Source organism: Pseudomonas sp. GW823-FHT03E05, assembly GCF_058796855.1.
In genome coordinates this window covers 215,527-235,333 of the sequence record NZ_JBXAJB010000008.1, presented here as the reverse complement: position 1 = coordinate 235,333, position 19,807 = coordinate 215,527, and the positions used below count along the sequence as shown (strand labels likewise).

Genomic DNA, 19,807 nt, shown 5'->3' with positions numbered 1-19,807 from the left:
GGGGCCGTGCCGCCAGCCAGGGCGTGCACAAACTCCGGGGCGGGTTCAGGATTTCTGCCCCACCAGGCTGTCCACCGAGGGCACCCGGGTATCGCTTTCCATTTGTGCATCGTGCTCCAGTTGATGGCTGAAGCGGTCCAGTGAGCCCTGGGCCGGTTGCGCGTCGCTGGCAAATACCGGCGGGCTGAGGATGTAGGCCCCCAGCAGGCGGCTGAGTGCCGCCAGGCTGTCGATATGAGTGCGCTCATAGCCGTGGGTGGCGTCGCAACCGAAGGCCAGCAGCGCAGTGCGGATGTCGTGGCCGGCGGTGACCGCCGAATGGGCGTCGCTGAAGTAGTAGCGGAACAGGTCGCGACGTACCGGCAACTCGTGTTCGCCGGCCAGGCGCAGCAGGTGGCGGGACAAGTGATAGTCGTAGGGGCCACCGGAGTCCTGCATGGCCACGCTCACCGCATGTTCGCTGGAATGCTGGCCCGGGGCGACCGGGGCAATGTCGATGCCGACGAACTCGCTGACGTCCCAGGGCAGGGCCGCTGCCGCACCACTGCCGGTTTCTTCGGTGATGGTGAATAGCGGATGGCAGTCGATCATCAGCGGCTCGCCGCTGTCGACTATGGCCTTGAGCGCGGCCAGCAGCGCGGCGACACCGGCCTTGTCGTCCAGGTGCCGGGCGCTGATATGGCCGCTTTCGGTGAACTCGGGCAAGGGGTCGAAGGCAACAAAGTCACCCAAGCCTATCCCCAGGGATTCGCAGTCGGCGCGGGTGGTGCAGTAGGCATCCAGGCGCAGCTCGATGTGGTCCCAACTGATGGGCAGTTCGTCCACCGCGGTGTTGAAGGCGTGCCCGGAGGCCATCAGCGGCAGGACGCTGCCGCGCAACACGCCGTTGTCGGTGAACAGGCTGACCCGGCTGCCCTCGGCAAAGCGGCTGGACCAGCAGCCCACCGGGGCCAGGGTCAGGCGGCCGTTGTCCTTCACCGCGCGCACGCTGGCGCCAATGGTGTCCAGGTGCGCCGAGACGGCCCGATCCGGGCTGTTCTTCTGGCCCTTGAGGGTGGCGCGAATGGTGCCGCGACGGGTCAGCTCGAAGGGGATGCCCAGTTCTTCCAGGCGTTCGGCGACATAGCGCACGATGGTGTCGGTAAAGCCGGTGGGGCTGGGAATGGCGAGCATTTCCAGGAGGACTTTCTGCAGGTAGGCGAGGTCGGGTTCGGGAATCTTGCGGGTCATGGAAACTCCTGATGAGAAACGGCCATCGATGGTTTCGATGAGGGCATGGATGCAGGGCCTGGGGCGCCTTCGCTGCCAAGCCGGCTCCTACCAGTGAGGGTAGGAGCCGGCTTGCCGGCGAAGGATCACGGCGCCGGTTGGCTGTGGGGAAACAGCAGGTCGACAAAACGTTCGGCGGTGGGTTGCGGTTCGTGATTGGCCAACCCGGCGCGTTCGTTGGCTTCGATGAACACGTACTCGGGCTGATCCGCCGCCGGCACCATCAGGTCCAGGCCCACCACGGGAATGTCCAGGGCACGGGCTGCGCGGATGGCGGCGTCGGCCAGGGTCGGATGAAGGATGCCGGTGACGTCTTCCAGAGTGCCGCCGGTGTGCAGGTTGGCGGTGCGCCGTACAAACAGCCGCTCCCCGGTGGCCAGTACGCTGTTGTAGTCGTAGCCGGCGGCATGCAGGGTGCGCTGGGTCTCCTGGTCCAGGGGGATTTTGCTCTCGCCGCCGGTGGCCGCCTGGCGGCGACGGCTGCGGGCTTCGATCAGCGCGCCGATGGAGTGCTGACCATCACCGATGATTTCCGCGGGACGGCGGATAGCCGCTGCCACCACTTCAAAGCCGATCACCAGGATGCGCAGGTCCAGGCCTTCGTGGAAGCTTTCCAGCAATACCCGGCTGTCAAAGCGGCGGGCGTGGTCGATGGCCTTTTGCACCTCTTCGATGGTCCGCAGGTCCACCGCCACGCCTTGCCCCTGTTCGCCATCCAGGGGCTTGACCACCACCCGCTGGTGCTCGTCGAGAAAGCCCAGGTTGTCATCGGCGTTGCCCGCCAGTTGCTGCGCCGGCAGGTTCAAGCCAGCACCCTTGAGCACCTTGTGGGTCAGGCTCTTGTCCTGGCACAGGCTCATGCTGATGGCGCTGGTGAGATCGCTCAGCGATTCCCGGCAGCGTACCCGGCGACCGCCGTGGCTGAGGGTGAACAGCCCGGCGTCGGCGTCATCCACCTGAACATCGATGCCCCGGCGATGTGCTTCCTCGACGATGATCCGCGCATAGGGGTTGAACTCCGCCTGGGGGCCGGGGCCGAGGAACAGCGGCTGGTTGATGCCGTTCTTGCGCTTGATGGCGAAGGTCGACAGGGTGCGAAACCCGAGTTTGGCGTAGAGGTTCTTGGCCTGGCGGTTGTCGTGCAGCACCGACAGGTCGAGGTAGCTCAGGCCGCGGCTCATGAAGTGTTCGATCAGGTGGCGCACCAGCACTTCGCCGACGCCCGGGCGACTGCAGTCGGGGTCCACTGCCAGGCACCAGAGGCTGCTGCCGTGTTCCGGGTCCTGGTAGGCCTTGTGGTGATTGAGGCCCATGACGCTGCCGATCACCGCGCCGCTGTCTTCGTCCTCGGCCAGCCAGTACACCGGCCCGCCCTGATGGCGCGGGGTCAGCAGTTGCGGGTCGATGGGCAGCATGCCGCGGGCCTGGTACAGATGGTTGATGGCTTGCCAGTCGGCTTCGCTCTGGGCGCGACGGATGCGGAAGCCGCGAAATACCCGAGTGGCCTGGCGGTAATCGCTGAACCACAGGCGCAGGGTATCGGAAGGGTCGAGGAACAGTTGCGCCGGTTCCAGCCCGAGCACCTGTTGCGGCGCTGCCACATACAGAGCGATGTCGCGCTCGCCAGGTCGCTCGTTGAGCAACTCCCCGGCCAGGCTGGTGGGGTCGGGAAAGGTATGGCCGATCAGCAGGCGGCCCCAACCGCAATGTACCGCGATCGGTTCGCACCCGGGTTCGCTGCCGTCTTCGGCGAAGCGCGCCTGCAGGCGTTCATAGGTCGGCGCCTGGCCGCGCAGCAGGCGTTGGCTGTAAGCCGTGGCGTGAGCTTTCATCGGTCAGATTCCTTGTTCGCTGAGCCACAGGTTCAATGCCGCCAGTTGCCACAGCTTGGAGCCGCGCAAGGGCGTCAACTGGCCCTGGGGATCGGTCAGCAGGCGGTCGAGCATGGCCGGCTTGAACAGGCCGCGATCCTGGCTCGGGTCCAGCAGCAGTTCGCGTACCCAGTCCAGGGTCGCGCCCTGCAAGTGCTTGAGGCCCGGCACCGGGAAGTAGCCTTTCTTGCGGTCGATCACCTCGCTGGGGATCACCAGCCGCGCAGCTTCCTTGAGCACCTGCTTGCCGCCGTCCGGCAACTTGAAGCGCGCCGGCACCCGGGCCGAAAGCTCCACCAGGCGGTAGTCGAGGAACGGCGTGCGCGCCTCCAGGCCCCAGGCCATGGTCATGTTATCCACACGCTTGACCGGGTCATCCACCAGCATCACCGTGCTGTCCAGGCGCAGGGCCTTATCCACAGCGGCGTCGGCGCCGGGCTGGGCGAAATGCTCGCGGACAAAATCCCCGGCGGCATCGTTGGCGGTCATCCACTGCGGTTGTACGGTGGCCGCGTAGTCGTCGTAGTTGCGGTCGAAGAAGGCCGCACGGTAGGCCGCGTAGGGGTCGCTGGCGCCGTCCACCTGCGGGTACCAGTGGTAGCCGGCAAAGAGTTCGTCGGCGCCCTGGCCGCTTTGCACTACCTTGCAGTGTTTGGCCACTTCCCGGGACAGCAGGTAGAAAGCGATGCAGTCGTGGCTGACCATCGGCTCGCTCATGGCCCGAAAGGCCGCGGGCAACTGTTCGATGATTTCACGTTCATCGATGCGCAACTGGTGATGCCGGGTGCCGTAGTGCCGGGCAATCAGGTCGGAGTACTGGAACTCGTCGCCCCGCTCGCCACCGGCGTCCTCGAAGCCGATGGAGAAGGTCGACAGGTTGTCCACCCCGACCTCTCGCAGCAGGCCCACAAGCAAGCTGGAGTCGACACCGCCGGACAGCAGCACGCCCACATCCACCGCTGCCCGTTGGCGGATGGCCACCGCTTCACGGGTGCTGTCCAGCACCCGGTCACGCCAGTCTTCCAGAGTCAGGTTGGTTTCGTCGGCACGGGGGCCGTAGGGCAGGGTCCACCAGGTCTGCTGCTCGGTGCGGCCGTCGGCCTCGATACGCATCCAGGTGGCCGGCGGCAGTTTTTCGATGCCTGCCAGCAGGGTTCGCGGTGCTGGCACCACGGCATGGAAGTTCAGGTAGTGGTTGAGCGCCACGGGGTCGAGCAACGGGTTGATGTCGCCACCTTTGAGCAACGCCGGCAGGGCCGAGGCGAAGCGCAGGCGCTGGCCGGTGCGCGACAGGTACAGCGGCTTGACCCCGAGGCGGTCGCGGGCGATGAACAGGCGCTGGGCATCGCGCTCCCAGATGGCGAAGGCGAACATGCCGTTGAGCTTGGGCAGCAGGTCCGCGCCCCAGGCGTGGTAGCCCTTGAGCAACACTTCAGTGTCGCCGCCGGAATAGAAGGCATAACCCTTGGCTTCCAGTTCGGCGCGCAGTTCGGGGAAGTTGTAGATCGCGCCATTGAAGGCCAGGGACAGGCCCAGTTGGTTGTCGACCATGGGCTGCGCCGAGCCGTCCGAAAGGTCCATGATTTTCAACCGTCGATGGCCGAGGGCAATCGGGCCCTGGCTGTGAAAGCCCCAGGCGTCCGGGCCGCGAGGGGCCAGGTGGTGGGTGATTCGTTCAACCGCTGCCAGGTCGGCAGGTTGATGATCAAAGCGTAATTCGCCAGCTAGTCCGCACATAAGTCCTTACCGGTTTTTCCGTTGGGGAGAGTCAATCTGCCGCCGTCAAAAGGGCGGCTACCTGGAAACTGACCTGTGCGTAACTCGGGAGTTTTAGATCGATCGGTTATAAGCAGTTGAGTGGGGCCGGACGGTTGGATGTAGCGCTTGGTGCTGGCCAGCGGCCATTGGCGGCGCTGGAAAGTCAGTGCCGCCGCTCTGCTTCAGGCCTTGCCGCGAATCAGGCGACGCAGGGCAAAACGGTTCGGATGGCAGGCTTCGGCCACGCTTCTGGGCAGGGGCAGGGGCTCGTTTTCCAGCCAGGCGGCCAGCAGCTCGCCGGACAGCGGCGCGGTGATCAGCCCACGGGAACCGTGGCCACTGTTGATGTACAGGCCGTCGAGCCAGGGGCAGGGCAGGTCCGGCACCTGGCGCGCATCCTTGCCCAGGGCGGCGTAGGTTTCGGCAAAGGCAAGCGGGTCCGCCAGGGGGCCGACGATGGGCAGGTAGTCCGGGCTGGTGCAGCGGAAGGCCGCGCGGCCTTGCAGGCTGTCCAGGGGCAGTTGCTCGGCACCCAGGCGGTGCAGCAGGTCGCCGGAGATTTCACGCAGCATCTCCAGGTTGCCGGCATGCTCGGCGCTGGTGGGGGTCAGGTCCTGGCTCTTGAAGTCGAAACTGGCGCCCAGGGTGTGTTCCCCCAGGCGCGCGGGGGCGACGTAGCCTTCGGCGCAGACCACCGTGGCCAGGCTCTGGCTTTGTGCGGTCTGGGGCAGGCGGGTGATCTGCCCGCGAATGCGCTTGAGGGGCAGATCGGCGCTGGCCGGGAAGCGCTTGATCTCGGCCGCACCGGCGAGGATCACCACCGCGGCGCTGGCCAGCATCCGGTCGCCGTCCCAGGCTTGCCATTGCTCATCGACCCGGCGCAGTTCCAGGACTTCCCGGTGTGCCAGGACCTGGATCCGCGGGTGGCTGGCCTGCCATTGGCACAGGGCCGGCGGATGCACCCAGCCACCTTCGGGGTAGAACAGGCCTCCGTGCTCAAGGCCGATACCGGCCCGGGCCTGGGCTTGGGGTTGGTCCAGCAGGTGCAGCAGGTCGGCGGGAAAAGCCGCGGCCAGTTGGGCCTGGCGCTCGGCTTCCTTGGCATTGAAGGCCAGTTGCAGCACGCCGCAGCCATCCCAGTCCTGGCCGCGCTGCAAATGCTCCAGTTGGCGCCGGGTATAGCCGAAGCCGCTGAGGATCATCTGCGACAGGGCGGTGCCGTGGGCCGAGAGCTTGAGGTAGAGCACGCCCTGGGGATTGCCCGAGGCCTCCCGGGCCAGCTCTGCATGACGCTCCAGCAATTGCACCTGCCAGCCGCGGGCGGCCAGGCTGGCGGCGCTGGCACAACCGGCCAGCCCGCCGCCGATCACCAGGGCGGTCTTCTCTTGCCGCGGGGGGCGGGCGAACCAGGGCCTGGCCCTGGCCGGCGCCGGCGCATCCTCTGGCCAGCCGAGGAACTCGCCTCGCAGTACCTCCCATTTGTGGCCGATGCCCGGGGTGCGTTTCATCTTGAAGCCGGCACTGTTCAGCAGCCGGCGCACCCAGCCGGTGCTGGTGAAGGTACTGATAGTGGAACCTGGGGCGGCCAGGCGCGCCAGTTCGGCGAAGAGCTCGGCGGTCCACATGTCGGGGTTCTTGGCCGGTGCGAAACCGTCGAGAAACCAGGCATCGACCTGGGCGTCCAGTTGCGGCAGTTGCTCCAGGGCATCGCCGATCAGCAGGGTCAGGGTCACTCGCCCGCCCTCCAGCACGATGCGCTGGAAGCCGCCATGCACTGCCACGTACTGCTGCAGCAGCGGTGCAGAGAAGCTCGCCAGTTCCGGCCACAGGGCCAGGGCCCGTTGCAGGTCGGCAGGGCTCAAGGGGTACTTTTCCACACTGACGAAATGCAGCCGGGCACCGGTCGGGGCCTGTTGCTGGAACAACTGCCAGGCGCAGAGAAAGTTCAGCCCGGTGCCGAAGCCGGTTTCACCGATAACGAAGCGTTCGCCATCGGCCAGGGCGGCAAAGCGCTGGCCCAGGCGGTTCTGTTCGATGAACACGTGGCGGGTTTCATCCAGGCCCGATTCGCTGGAGAAGTACACATCGTCGAAGACCCGCGAGCGCGGGCGTCCTTGGTCGTCCCAGTCGAGCTGGGCGTGGGGCAGTTCAGGGATCATGTTCGGCTCATGTTGCGCAAGGCGGCCATTCTAGCCGATCGCGCCGGCGGCGCTTGATCCATGGCAAGGCGCTGCAGGTTCGGGGATTTGTTTTCCCTGGCCGAGGTCGATCCGCTAGTCTTGGAAAATTCTTGGAAGGGAGCCACCCATGTTCGAATCCGCTGAAATCGGTCACGCCATCGACAAAGAAACCTACGATGCCGAGGTGCCGGCGTTGCGCGAGGCCTTGCTCGAAGCCCAGTTCGAACTGCGCCAGAAGGCGAACTTTCCGGTGATCGTGCTGATCAACGGGATCGAGGGCGCGGGCAAGGGCGAGACGGTCAAGCTGCTCAACGAATGGATGGACCCGCGGCTGATCGAGGTGCGCACCTTCGACCAGCAGACCGACGAGGAACTGTCGCGGCCACCGGCCTGGCGCTACTGGCGGATGCTTCCGGCCAAGGGGCGCATGGGGGTGTTCTTCGGCAACTGGTACAGCCAGATGCTGCAGAGCCGGGTCCATGGCGAGATCAAGGATCCGCGCCTGGACCAGGCGATCAACGGCGCCGAGCGCCTGGAGAAGATGCTCTGCGATGAAGGCGCACTGATCTTCAAGTTCTGGTTCCACCTGTCCAAGAAACAGATGAAGGCCCGCCTCAAGGCGTTGCAGGACGACCCGCTGCACAGCTGGCGCATCAGCCCGCTGGACTGGCAGCAGTCAGAAACCTACGACAAGTTCGTCAAGTACGGCGAGCGCGTGCTGCGCCGCACCAGCCGCGACTATGCGCCCTGGCACGTGATCGAGGGCGTCGATCCGCATTACCGCAGCCTTACCGTGGGGCGGATTCTCCTGGAAGGGCTGCAAAGCGCGCTGAACCGCCAGCCCCTGCGAGCCACCCAGGTCAACGCGGCGCCGCTGCCTCCGGCGGTGGATCAGCTCAGCCTGCTGGACAGCCTGGACATGACCCAGCACCTGGACAAGGACGACTACGAAGAACAACTGATTACCGAGCAGGCGCGCCTGGCCGGCCTGCTGCGGGACAAGCGCATGCGCAAGCACGCCCTGGTGGCGGTGTTCGAAGGCAACGACGCGGCGGGCAAGGGCGGGGCCATCCGCCGGGTCGCGGCGGCCCTGGACCCGCGCCAGTACAGCATCGTGCCGATTGCCGCGCCCACGGAAGAGGAGCGCGCCCAGCCCTATCTCTGGCGTTTCTGGCGGCATATCCCGGCCCGGGGCAAGTTCACCATCTTCGATCGTTCCTGGTACGGCCGGGTGCTGGTGGAGCGCATCGAGGGCTTCTGCAGCCCCGCCGACTGGTTGCGGGCCTACAGCGAGATCAACGACTTCGAGGAGCAGTTGGCCGATGCCCGGGTGATCGTGGTCAAGTTCTGGCTGGCCATCGACAAGGACACCCAGCTGGAGCGCTTCCAGGCCCGGGAGGAGATTCCCTTCAAGCGTTTCAAGATCACCGAGGACGACTGGCGCAACCGCGACAAGTGGGACGATTACCGCGCTGCCGTCGGCGACATGGTCGACCGCACCAGCACCGAGGTGTCGCCCTGGACTCTGGTGGAGGCCAACGACAAGCGCTGGGCCCGGGTCAAGGTTCTGCGCACCATCAACCGCGCCCTGGAAGCCGCGTTCGAGCGCTCGGACAAGCACGACAAGAAAGACAAGAAGTAGGTCGATGGTCGCGCATACGCCCAGTGAATGATTGTCGCGGCGGGACAGGAGGGGGATCTATGCTCGATGCTCTTCCTGCCGCCAACAACAATGAGGTGCGTCATGCGTGAAGTGGTGATCGTCGACAGCGTACGGACTGGCCTGGCCAAGTCCTTTAGGGGCAAGTTCAACCAGACCCGTCCGGATGACATGGCCGCCCACTGCGTCAATGCGCTGCTCGCCCGCAACGGCATCGACCCGGCCAGTGTCGAGGACTGCATCGTCGGCGCCGGCTCCAATGAAGGGGCCCAGGGTTTCAACATAGGGCGCAACGTCGCGGTGCTCTCGGCCCTGGGCACCGGCACCGCGGGGATGACCCTCAACCGCTTCTGTTCCTCGGGCCTGCAGGCGATCGCCATCGCCGCCAACCAGATCGCCTCCGGCTGCAGCGACATCATCGTGGCCGGTGGCGTCGAATCCATCAGCCTGACCATGAAGAGCGTCAACACCGAAAACCTGGTCAACCCGCTTCTCAAGGAGCAGGTACCGGGCATCTACTTCCCCATGGGCCAGACCGCCGAAGTGGTGGCCCGGCGCTACGGTGTCAGCCGCGAAGCCCAGGACCGCTACTCCCTGCAAAGCCAGCAGCGTACCGCCCAGGCCCAGGCCGCCGGCCTTTTCAGCGACGAGATCGTGCCGATGACGGTCAAGTACAAGGTCGAGGACAAGAACACCGGTGAGGTGCAGATCCTTGATGGCGTGGTGGACCGCGACGATTGCAACCGCCCCGACACCACCCTGGAAAACCTAGCGGCGTTGAAGCCGGTGTTTGCCGACGACGGTTCGGTGACGGCGGGCAATTCCTCGCAGCTGTCCGACGGTGCTTCGATGACCCTGGTGATGAGCCTGGAGCGGGCCCTGGCCCTGGGGCTCAAGCCCAAGGCGTTCTTCCGCGGCTTTACCGTGGCCGGCTGCGAGCCGGACGAGATGGGTATCGGCCCGGTGTTCTCGGTGCCCAAGCTGCTCAAGGCCAAGGGCCTGAGCGTGGCTGATATCGATCTTTGGGAGCTCAATGAAGCGTTCGCTTCCCAGTGCCTGTATGCCCGCGACCGCCTGGAGATCGACAATGCCCGTTACAACGTTAATGGCGGCTCGATCTCCATCGGCCACCCGTTCGGCATGACCGGTTCGCGTCAGGTCGGGCATCTGGTGCGCGAGCTGCAGCGGTGCAACCTGCGCTATGGCATCGTCACCATGTGCGTGGGTGGCGGCATGGGGGCCACGGGGTTGTTCGAGGCGGTACGCTAGGTTTCGCTTCGTCGGCAAGCCGGCTCCCGTGGGGCCGGTTTGCGACCTGCACAATCCTGTTTGCGCTTTGTCGCCAACTGTCTCTGTGTCGGCTGCCGGCGCAGGCCTAGTATGTGAACCTTGCTCGTAAGGCCTTGTGGGGTTCGCATGCACGTCTCGTCCGGTCGCTGGGTCTATGGTCTGTTCCTGGCCTTACTGACCGCGCTGTTGTGGGGCATCCTGCCCATCAAGCTCAAGCAGGTACTGCAAGTGATGGACCCGGTCACCGTGACCTGGTTTCGCCTGACGGTGTCCGGTGGCTGCCTGCTGGCCTACCTGGCGGCGGTGGGGCGCCTGCCGCGCTGGCGAGTGCTGGGGCCCAAGGGTATCTGGCTGGTGCCGATCTCGGTCTGTGGCCTGGTAGGCAATTACGTGCTGTACCTCATGGGCCTCAATCTGTTGAGCCCGGGCACCGCGCAACTGGTGGTGCAGATGGGGCCTATCCTGCTGTTGATCGCCAGCCTGTTCGTATTCAAGGAGCGGTTCAGCCTCGGCCAGGGCCTGGGGCTTCTGGTGCTGCTGATCGGCTTTGGGCTGTTCTTCAATCAGCGCCTGAGCGAACTGCTGACTTCCCTGAGCGACTACACCGCGGGGGTCCTGACCATTCTTGCCGCTTCCGCGGTCTGGACCTTCTACGCCCTGGGCCAGAAGCAACTGCTGAGCGTGTGGAATTCCCTGCAGGTAATGATGGTGATCTACCTGTTCTGCGCCTTGTTGCTCACCCCTTGGGCTCACCCGCTGGAGGCGCTGGAGTTGAACCCGTTGCAGGGTTGGCTGTTGCTGGCGTGCTGCCTCAATACCCTGATTGCCTATGGCGCCTTTGCCGAGGCTCTGGCCCATTGGGAAGCGTCGCGGGTCAGCGCGACCCTGGCCATTACGCCGCTGGTGACCTTTGTCGCGGTGGCTTGGGCCGCCTGGCTCTGGCCCGAGTATGTGCAGGCCGAGCAGATCAATGGCCTGGGCTATGGCGGGGCGCTGCTGGTGGTGCTGGGGTCGGCGCTGACGGCACTGGGTCCGTCGTTGATGGCGGGGTTGCGAGCGAGGCGGCAGCGGATTGCGGCGGGCTGAGCTTCGCTGGCGAGCCAGCTCCTGCAGTCGGGTTGTGGCAGGAGCTGGCTCGCTAGCGAAGGCGACTGCGGTCTTACCCCTGCTTCCCGGCCTCCAGCATGTTTTCCGGGCGGACCCAGGCATCGAACTGTTCATCGGTCAGGTACCCGAGTTCCAGCGCCGCCTCGCGCAGGGTCAGGTTCTCGGCATAGGCCTTCTTGGCGATCTCGGCGGCCTTGTCGTAGCCGATATGGGTATTGAGCGCGGTCACCAGCATCAGCCCGCGCTCCAGGTGCGCGGCCATCTGTTGCGGGTCAGGCTCCAGCCCGGCGATGCAATGGTGCTGGAAGTTGCTGCAGCCATCGGCCAGCAGGCGGATCGATTGCAGCAGGTTGTGGATGATCACCGGCTTGAACACGTTCAGTTGCAGGTGGCCCTGGCTGGCGGCAAAGCCGATGGTCACATCGTTGCCCATGACCTGGCAGGCCAGCATCGACAGGGCTTCGCACTGGGTCGGGTTGACCTTGCCGGGCATGATCGAGCTGCCGGGTTCGTTGGCGGGGAGCTTGACCTCGGCCAGGCCCGCCCGTGGCCCGGAGCCCAGCAGGCGCAGGTCGTTGGCGATTTTCATCAGGCACACGGCGAGGGTCTTCAGGGCGCCGGAAAGGCTGGTCAGCGGTTCATGGCCGGCCAGGGCGGCGAACTTGTTCGATGCCGTGACGAAGGGCAGGCCCGAGAGCGCCGCCAACTCGGCGGCGATGGCCTCGCCGAAACCGTGGGGTGAGTTGAGCCCGGTGCCTACCGCGGTGCCGCCCTGGGCCAGTTCGCAGACGGCCGGCAAAGCGCTGCGGATGGCGCGCTCGGCGTACCCCAGTTGGGCGATGAAGGCCGAGATTTCCTGGCCGAAGGTAATGGGGGTGGCGTCCATCATGTGGGTGCGACCGGTCTTCACCAGCTTCATGTGCCGCGCCGACAGCTCGGCCAGGCCGCCGGAGAGCTCGGTGATCGCTGGCAGCAACTGGAACTGCACCGCCTGGGCCGCCGCAATGTGCATGGCAGTGGGGAAGCAGTCGTTGGAGCTCTGCGAGCGATTGACGTGGTCATTGGGGTGCACCGGCGTCTTGCCGCCCCGAGGGTTGCCCGCCAGCTCGTTGGCCCGTCCAGCCAGCACTTCGTTGACGTTCATGTTGCTTTGGGTACCGCTGCCGGTCTGCCACACCACCAGAGGGAACTGGTCGTCATGCTCGCCCGCGAGCACTTCGTCGGCGGCCTGTTCGATCAGGCGGGCGATATCGGCAGGGATGTCGCCGTTGCGGTCGTTGACCCGCGCCGCGGCTTTCTTGATCAGGGCCAGGGCATGCAGCACCGCCAAGGGCATGCGTTCGTTGCCGATGGCGAAGTTGACCAGCGAACGTTGGGTCTGCGCGCCCCAGTAGGCTTCTTGCGGGACTTCAACCTGGCCCAGGCTGTCGGTTTCGATTCGGTTCATCGTGGCAATCCTCCTAGTCTGACAGGCCAGTTTAGGCCGTGATCCGCGGCTCGGGTTCCATGCCGGGGGTTTTTCCCCGCCATGGCCGAGCAAAACCGGGGGCCGGTCGGCGTGGGGTTGAGGGACGCGGATTAATAGGCGCAGAATGGGCGCCCTTGGGGTTCTACCTCGCCTGCTAGATAAAGGAAACTCGATGACCCGTTTTCGTGCCATCTGTACCGCGGTTGTTCTGGTGTGTGCCAGCGGCCAGGTTCTTGCCGATACCGCCAGCCACAACGCCAGTGCCGAGGCCTTCCTGACCCTGGCCCATGCGGACAAGCTCGGTACCCCGGTGTACATGCAAGTTCAGCAAATGTTCGCCCAGCGCTTCGAGCAGACCAAAGCCCCGGAATCCAAGCGTGCCCTGCTGGAAACCTACCAGGCCAAGGCCAATGCCGCCCTGGACCAGGCCATTGGCTGGAACAAGCTGAAGCCGGACATGGTCAAGCTCTACACCAGCAATTTCAGCGAATCGGAGCTCAAGGAACTGGTGGCTTTCTATCAGTCGCCACTGGGCAAGAAAGTCCTGGAAAAAATGCCCCAGCTGACCCAGCAATCGGCGCAGATGACCCAGGCCAAGCTGGAAAGCGCGGTACCGGTAGTGAACAAGCTGCTGGCTGACATGACCGCCGAGCTCGAGCCCAAGGCTGCCCCGGCGAAGAAGAAGTAAGCGGAGCCCGCAATGACCATGCAACAACGTATCGAAGCGGCGCTCGGGGCATTGCAGCCCGAGCACCTGCAAGTGCTGGATGAAAGCCACATGCACAGCCGTGGCCTGGAAACCCACTTCAAGGCGGTACTGGTCAGCGAGCAGTTCGCCGGCCTCAACAGCGTCAAGCGCCATCAGAAGGTCTACGCCACCCTGGGTGAGCTGATGGGCCAGTTCCATGCGTTGGCGCTGCACACTTATACGCCTGAGGAATGGTCGAAGATCGGTGTGGCTCCGGCTTCGCCGACCTGTGCCGGTGGCAGTCAGCATTAACCGCGGTTTTTTTGTTAGAATCCGCAACGCGCCGCTTATGCCGGCGCGTTTTTTTTTGCATCCGGTTCACCCTTTACGAGGGTAGCCACCTGGAGATTACCCATGGCACAACCTATTGTCGTGGCGGCACTGTACAAGTTCGTCACCCTCGAAGATTACGTCAACCTGCGTGAGCCCCTGTTGCAGGCAATGCTCGACAACGGCATCAAGGGCACCTTGCTGATTGCCGAAGAAGGCATCAACGGCACGGTTTCCGGCAGCCGCGAAGGCATCGACGGGCTGCTGGCCTGGCTGAAGAACGACCCGCGCATGGTGGATATCGATCACAAGGAATCCTACTGCGACGAGCAGCCGTTCTACCGCACCAAGGTCAAGCTCAAGAAAGAGATCGTTACCCTGGGCGTGCCCGGCGTCGATCCCAACAAGAAGGTCGGGACCTACGTCGAGCCACAGGACTGGAACGCCCTGATCAGCGATCCGGAAGTGCTGCTGATCGATACCCGCAACGACTATGAAGTGTCCATTGGCACCTTCGAAGGCGCCATCGACCCCAAGACCACCAGCTTCCGCGAATTCCCGGACTACATCAAAGCCCACTTCGACCCGAGCAAGCACAAGAAGGTGGCGATGTTCTGCACCGGCGGCATCCGTTGCGAGAAGGCCTCGAGCTACATGCTCAGCGAAGGCTTCGACGAGGTGTTCCACCTCAAGGGCGGGATCCTCAAGTACCTCGAAGAGGTACCGCAGCAAGAGAGCAAATGGCAGGGCGACTGCTTCGTGTTCGATAACCGGGTCACCGTGCGCCACGACCTGAGCGAAGGCGACTACGATCAATGTCATGCCTGCCGTACTCCAGTGAGCGTCGAGGATCGTGCATCCGAGCACTATGTGCCTGGTATCAGCTGCCCGCACTGCTGGGACAAGCTGAGCGAGAAGACCCGCCGCAGTGCCATCGACCGGCAGAAGCAGATCGAATTGGCCAAGGCTCGCAACATGCCGCACCCGATTGGTTACAACTACAAGCAATCTTCTTCCGAGGCTTGAGCCATGTCTGCCCGCCTGCTCTATGTGATGGACCCGATGTGTTCATGGTGCTGGGGCTTTGCGCCCGTGGCCCAGGCCCTGGCGGAGCAGGCCCGGGCCGCCGGGGTCGAGGTGCACCTGGTGGTGGGGGGCTTGCGTACCGGTAGCGGTGCGGCCCTGGAACCCAATACCCGGCGCTACATCCTCGAGCACTGGCAGGCGGTGCACCAGGCCACCGGCCAACCGTTCGGCTTCGAGGGCGCCTTGCCCGATGGCTTTGTCTATGACACCGAACCGGCCTGTCGCGCCATCGTCACCGCACGTGGCCTGGCGGCGGACTGCGCCTGGACCCTGCTGGGGCTGATCCAGCAGGCGTTCTATGTCGAAGGCCGGGATGTCACCCTGGCCAGTGTGCTGGTGGAGCTGGCGGAGCGGGCAGGGGTGCCGCGCATCGAATTCGCCGAGGCCTTCGACCGGGCCGAGCAGCATGTGGCTACCGCGGCGGACTTCACCTGGGTCCAGGACCTGGGAATCGCCGGCTTTCCTACCTTGCTGGCCGAGCGTAATGGCCAGTTGGCGTTGCTGACCAACGGCTATCAGCCGCTGAGCGAGCTGTCTCCTCTGTTGGGGCGCTGGCTGGAGCGTGCCGCCTGTGCCTGAGCCGGTGGATTCAAGCGTCAGCGGTAAGCCGATCGATCGCCTGAGCTGGGCGCATATCCGTCGCCTGGCTCTTGAGCACAAGAAATCTCTGTGGATCGCCAACGGCGTCGCCGTGCTGGCGACCCTGTGCAGTGTTCCGATCCCGCTGCTGCTGCCCTTGCTGGTGGATGAGGTGCTGTTGGGGCACGGCGATGCCGCTCTGCAGGTGATGAACCGCTTCCTGCCCCAGGGATGGCAGAGTGCCGCTGGCTATATCGGCCTGATGCTCATGGTGACGCTGATCCTGCGCTGCTCGGCGCTGGTGTTCAACGTGATTCAGGCGCGGCTGTTTGCCGGGCTGGCCAAGGACATCGTCTACCGCATCCGCGTGCGGCTGATCGAGCGGCTCAAGCGCATTTCCCTGGGGGAATACGAAAGCCTGGGGGGCGGTACGGTCACCACTCACCTGGTCACCGACCTGGACACTGTGGACAAGTTCGTCGGCGAGACCCTCAGCCGCTTCCTGGTGGCCATGCTGACCCTGGTGGGCACGGCGGGCATCCTGATGTGGATGCACTGGAAACTGGCCTTGCTGATCCTGCTGTTCAACCCGCTGGTGATCTTCGCCACGGTGCAGTTGGGCAAGCGGGTCAAGCACCTGAAGAAGCTGGAAAACGACAGCACTTCGCGCTTTACCCAGGCCCTGACCGAGACCCTGGAGGCTATCCAGGAAATTCGCGCGAGCAATCGCCAGGGCTACTTTCTCGGGCGCCTGGGGCGGCGTGCCGAGGAAGTGCGGGACTACGCTGTGGCCTCGCAATGGAAAAGCGATGCCTCGGGCCGCGCCAGCGGGCTGCTGTTCCAGTTCGGCATCGATATCTTCCGCGCGGCGGCGATGCTGACCGTGTTGTTCTCCGACCTGTCCATCGGCCAGATGCTGGCGGTATTCAGTTACCTGTGGTTCATGATCGGGCCGGTGGAACAGTTGCTGAACCTGCAATACGCCTACTACGCCGCGGGCGGCGCACTGACCCGGATCAACGAGCTGCTGGCGCGGGCCGACGAACCGCAGTACGGCCCGGGTGCGGACCCGTTCGTGGGGCGCGAGACCGTCGGCATCGAGGTCCGCGGCTTGAGCTTCGGCTACGGTGACGAGCGGGTGCTGGACAATATGGACCTGTCCATCGCTCCCGGTGAAAAGGTAGCCATTGTCGGTGCCAGCGGTGGCGGCAAGAGCACCCTGGTGCAGTTGCTGCTGGGGCTGTACACACCGCAGACCGGGGTGATCCGCTTTGGTGGTTCGACCCAGCAGGAAATCGGCCTGGAGACGGTGCGGGAGAACGTGGCGGTGGTGTTGCAGCATCCCGCGCTGTTCAACGACACGATCCGCGCCAACCTGGCCATGGGGCGCGAGCGCAGTGACGAAGCCTGCTGGCAGGCCCTGGAAATTGCCCAGTTGGACGCTACCGTCAGGGCCTTGCCGCAGGGGCTGGACAGCGTGGTGGGGCGTTCCGGCGTGCGTTTGTCCGGGGGCCAGCGCCAGCGCCTGGCGATTGCGCGGATGGTTCTGGCCGAGCCCAAGGTGGTGATTCTCGATGAGGCCACTTCCGCCCTGGATGCCGCCACCGAGTACAACCTGCATCAGGCCTTGACGCGTTTTCTGCGTGGGCGGACTACGCTGATCATTGCCCATCGCTTGTCAGCGGTAAAACAGGCGGACCGGGTTTTGGTGTTCGATGGCGGGCAGATTGCCGAAGATGGCGACCATCAGCAGCTGATTGCCGATGGCGGCCTTTACGCCAAGCTGTACGGGCATTTGCAGCAGGTTCGATAGCCTTGAGTTTTATCCGTCTTTCTGTGCTTAGTGCTTGAATTTCCTGGTGGAACAACCGTTTCAGCTTTAGTGCGGCGGCCCGTTTCCCCGGCCAGTCTGCGTCAGCGGCAGCCTGCCCTGCGCCGGTTCTGTGGAAATTGGCCTAACCTGTGCTGTCTGAGGCGCAACTACTGGGTGTTCATTTGGCTGTGCGCAAGCAAGGACCCTCATGAAGCAAAAGCGGACTTTCGCAACGCCGCGCTTGTTGGGCATCGTCTGGCCCTTCATCGCCGTGGTGTTATTTCAAGCGCTGTTGGGCGGCCTCAGCCTGTACGTACTGTCGGCGGTACGGGGCTATGTGGCTGGTGAAAGCCTGTGGTCCAAGGGCCAGAAAGACGCCATCTACTACCTCAATCTGTATGCCGACAGCCGCGACGAAGGCACTTTCCTCAAGTACCAGAACGCAATTGCCGTGCCCCAGGGCGGGCATGAGTTGCGGGTTGCCCTGGATCACCAGCCACCGGATCTGGAGGCCGCACGCCTGGGCATCCTCAAGGGCGGCAATCACCCGGACGATGTCTCCAGCCTGATCTGGCTGTACCTCAACTTCCGTCATTTCAGCTACCTGGAAAAGGCCATCGATCTGTGGACCGTGGGGGACGGATACCTGTTGCAACTGGACACCGTGGCCCGGGAGATGCACCAGAGGATCGGCAGCAATAGCGCCAGCGAAGGCGACGTGCAGCGCTGGAAGAGTCAGATTTTCGCCATCAATGACGGCGTCACTCCCGCTGCCAAGGCCTTCAGCGATGCCTTGGGCGAGGGTTCGCGGGTGATCTTGCGGCTGTTGCTGGTGACCAACCTGGCAACCGCGCTGGTGCTGATTGCCCTGGCCCTGCTGCGCACGCACAAGCTGCTGGCCCAGCGCCATGCCTTTGCCGACGCCCTGCAACTGGAAAAGGAGCGGGCGCAGATCACCCTGCAGTCCATCGGCGACGGGGTGATCACCACCGACGTCGAAGGTGCCATCGCCTACATGAACCCTGCGGCAGAGGACCTGACTCGCTGGAAGGCCGAGCAGGCAGTGGGGTTGCCCCTGGCAGCCTTGTTCAACCTGCTGGATGAAAATGCCCAGGCTGACGGTTTCACCCTCATCGAACACATCCTCAGCGGTCAGCTCAGCGGCGGCAGCGAGCATTCCAAACTGATCCAGCGTCTGGATGGCAGCACGGTCTCGGTGACCCTGGTGGGGGCGCCGATCCGCAATGCCGGCAAGGTCAGCGGCACGGTGCTGGTGCTGCACGACATGACCCAGGAGCGGCAATACATCGCCAACCTCTCCTGGCAGGCGACCCATGACGCCCTGACCGGCCTGGCCAATCGCCGGGAGTTCGAGTTCCGCCTGGAGCAGGCCCTGCACAGCCTGATTCGCCAGCCGGCACGGCATGCGCTGATGTTCCTCGATCTGGATCAGTTCAAGCTGGTCAATGACACCTGTGGCCATGCTGCCGGGGACGAGCTGCTGCGGCATATCTGCGCGCTCCTGCAGTCGGGCCTGCGCGAAGGCGACACCCTGGCACGGCTGGGTGGGGACGAGTTCGGCATCCTCCTGGAGAATTGCTCGCCAGAGGCCGCGGAGAAGATTGCCGAGGGGCTGCGCCAGACCGTGCAGAATCTGCATTTCGTCTGGAAAGGCCGGCCCTTCGTGACCACCGTGAGTATCGGCCTGGTGCACATCGCCCAGACCCCGACCACCCTCGAAGCCTCGCTGAGAGCGGCGGACATGGCCTGCTACATGGCCAAGGAAAAGGGGCGTAACCGTGTGCAGGTCTACCATGCCGACGATTCCGAGCTGTCGCTGCGCTTTGGCGAGATGGCCTGGGTCCAGCGTCTGCACATGGCGCTGGAGGAAAACCGCTTCTGCCTCTATTCGCAGGAGATCACCGCCCTGGGGCATGTCGAGCGTGGCGGCGGGCATGTGGAGATTCTGTTGCGCCTGCATGACGAGGCGGGCCGGATGATTCTGCCGGACAGCTTCATTCCGGCGGCGGAGCGCTACGGCCTGATGACCTCTCTGGACCGTTGGGTGGTACAGAACGTATTCAAGATCATTGCCCAATGCATTGCCGAAGGCCGTGAAGGGCCAATGGCAATGTGCGCCATCAACCTGTCGGGTATCACCATCGGTGATGATGCGTTTCTCGACTTCTTGCGCGAGCAGTTTGTCGTCTATGGCGTACCGCCAAAGTTGATCTGTTTTGAAATTACTGAAACCAGTGCGATTGCCAATTTGGGCAGTGCCATTCGTTTCATAAATGAACTCAAGGGCTTAGGCTGCCATTTTTCCCTGGATGACTTTTGTGCGGGAATGTCGTCGTTCGCTTATCTCAAACATTTGCCTGTAGACTTCCTCAAGATCGATGGAAGTTTCGTAAAGGATATGCTGGACGACCCGATTAACCGCGCCATGGTCGAAGTGATCAACCACATCGGGCATGTCATGGGTAAGCGCACGATTGCCGAGTTTGTTGAAACACCGCAGATCGAGCAGGCATTGCTTGAGATCGGCGTGGATTATGCTCAAGGCTACATTATTGAACGCCCGCAATTGTTCACCTGTGACAGCCTGCAGTGTCGACCCGTGAGACCACAGCCACTGTTGTTCAAGGCGCCCGGTACGTTCCGTTGAAACCTCTTTTGGATCCGTACATCACAATCAAAAGGAGCCC

At 64.1% G+C, this 19,807-nt stretch carries 14 protein-coding genes; 9 read left to right on the top strand and 5 right to left on the bottom strand.

Annotated elements, in window-relative coordinates; all coding sequences use genetic code 11:
- Positions 1-45 precede the first annotated feature (45 nt).
- The 4 genes from AC1RCO_RS27890 to mnmC all read right to left on the bottom strand — a co-directional run bounded on the left by AC1RCO_RS27890 (position 46) and on the right by mnmC (position 7,057).
- Entirely contained in the window at positions 46-1,230 is a 1,185-nt protein-coding gene (locus AC1RCO_RS27890; protein WP_207239746.1) for an osmoprotectant NAGGN system M42 family peptidase, read from the bottom strand.
- Between the two features lie 125 nt (positions 1,231-1,355).
- The gene (ngg, locus tag AC1RCO_RS27885) at positions 1,356-3,101 is read right to left on the bottom strand and encodes an N-acetylglutaminylglutamine synthetase (protein ID WP_492618250.1); all 1,746 of its coding nucleotides are present in this window, start codon (positions 3,099-3,101) and stop codon (positions 1,356-1,358) included.
- 3 nt (positions 3,102-3,104) lie between these two features.
- Positions 3,105-4,877, bottom strand: a complete 1,773-nt coding sequence (locus AC1RCO_RS27880) for an N-acetylglutaminylglutamine amidotransferase (RefSeq protein WP_207239748.1) — start codon at positions 4,875-4,877, stop codon at positions 3,105-3,107.
- Between the two features lie 203 nt (positions 4,878-5,080).
- Complete coding sequence (mnmC, locus tag AC1RCO_RS27875; RefSeq protein ID WP_207239749.1) at positions 5,081-7,057, bottom strand: bifunctional tRNA (5-methylaminomethyl-2-thiouridine)(34)-methyltransferase MnmC2/FAD-dependent 5-carboxymethylaminomethyl-2-thiouridine(34) oxidoreductase MnmC1; 1,977 nt, start codon at positions 7,055-7,057, stop codon at positions 5,081-5,083.
- 148 nt (positions 7,058-7,205) lie between these two features.
- On the opposite strand from mnmC, the gene pap reads away from it, so the two are divergent.
- From pap to AC1RCO_RS27860, 3 genes are all read left to right on the top strand, one after another.
- Positions 7,206-8,720: a polyphosphate:AMP phosphotransferase gene (pap, locus tag AC1RCO_RS27870; protein ID WP_011062601.1), complete on the top strand. Its 1,515-nt coding sequence runs from the start codon at positions 7,206-7,208 to the stop codon at positions 8,718-8,720.
- Positions 8,721-8,822: 102 nt separating this feature from the next.
- The gene (locus AC1RCO_RS27865; protein WP_207239750.1) at positions 8,823-10,007 is read left to right on the top strand and encodes a thiolase family protein; all 1,185 of its coding nucleotides are present in this window, start codon (positions 8,823-8,825) and stop codon (positions 10,005-10,007) included.
- 147 nt (positions 10,008-10,154) lie between these two features.
- Positions 10,155-11,114 carry a DMT family transporter gene (locus AC1RCO_RS27860; RefSeq protein ID WP_019093385.1) on the top strand — a complete coding sequence of 320 codons (960 nt, stop codon included), beginning with the start codon at positions 10,155-10,157 and terminating at the stop codon, positions 11,112-11,114.
- A 73-nt stretch (positions 11,115-11,187) separates the two neighbouring features.
- Here the strand turns inward: AC1RCO_RS27860 and AC1RCO_RS27855 are convergent, their stop codons facing one another.
- Positions 11,188-12,582 (bottom strand): class II fumarate hydratase, encoded by a 1,395-nt coding sequence (locus AC1RCO_RS27855; RefSeq protein ID WP_011062598.1) that lies wholly within the window; start codon positions 12,580-12,582, stop codon positions 11,188-11,190.
- A gap of 193 nt (positions 12,583-12,775) precedes the next feature.
- On the opposite strand from AC1RCO_RS27855, the gene AC1RCO_RS27850 reads away from it, so the two are divergent.
- From AC1RCO_RS27850 to AC1RCO_RS27825, 6 genes are all read left to right on the top strand, one after another.
- Positions 12,776-13,291: a DUF2059 domain-containing protein gene (locus AC1RCO_RS27850; RefSeq protein ID WP_015636579.1), complete on the top strand. Its 516-nt coding sequence runs from the start codon at positions 12,776-12,778 to the stop codon at positions 13,289-13,291.
- A gap of 12 nt (positions 13,292-13,303) precedes the next feature.
- Complete coding sequence (locus AC1RCO_RS27845; RefSeq protein ID WP_011062596.1) at positions 13,304-13,603, top strand: BolA family protein; 300 nt, start codon at positions 13,304-13,306, stop codon at positions 13,601-13,603.
- A gap of 102 nt (positions 13,604-13,705) precedes the next feature.
- The gene (gene trhO / locus AC1RCO_RS27840; protein ID WP_011062595.1) at positions 13,706-14,647 is read left to right on the top strand and encodes an oxygen-dependent tRNA uridine(34) hydroxylase TrhO; all 942 of its coding nucleotides are present in this window, start codon (positions 13,706-13,708) and stop codon (positions 14,645-14,647) included.
- Positions 14,648-14,683: 36 nt separating this feature from the next.
- Entirely contained in the window at positions 14,684-15,286 is a 603-nt protein-coding gene (locus AC1RCO_RS27835) for a DsbA family protein (RefSeq protein ID WP_169892285.1), read from the top strand.
- Between the two features lie 31 nt (positions 15,287-15,317).
- Positions 15,318-17,099, top strand: coding sequence for an ABC transporter ATP-binding protein (locus AC1RCO_RS27830; RefSeq protein ID WP_169892275.1), 1,782 nt, complete (start codon positions 15,318-15,320; stop codon positions 17,097-17,099).
- Between the two features lie 208 nt (positions 17,100-17,307).
- Positions 17,308-19,767 (top strand): EAL domain-containing protein, encoded by a 2,460-nt coding sequence (locus AC1RCO_RS27825; RefSeq protein ID WP_011062592.1) that lies wholly within the window; start codon positions 17,308-17,310, stop codon positions 19,765-19,767.
- Positions 19,768-19,807: the final 40 nt, after the last annotated feature.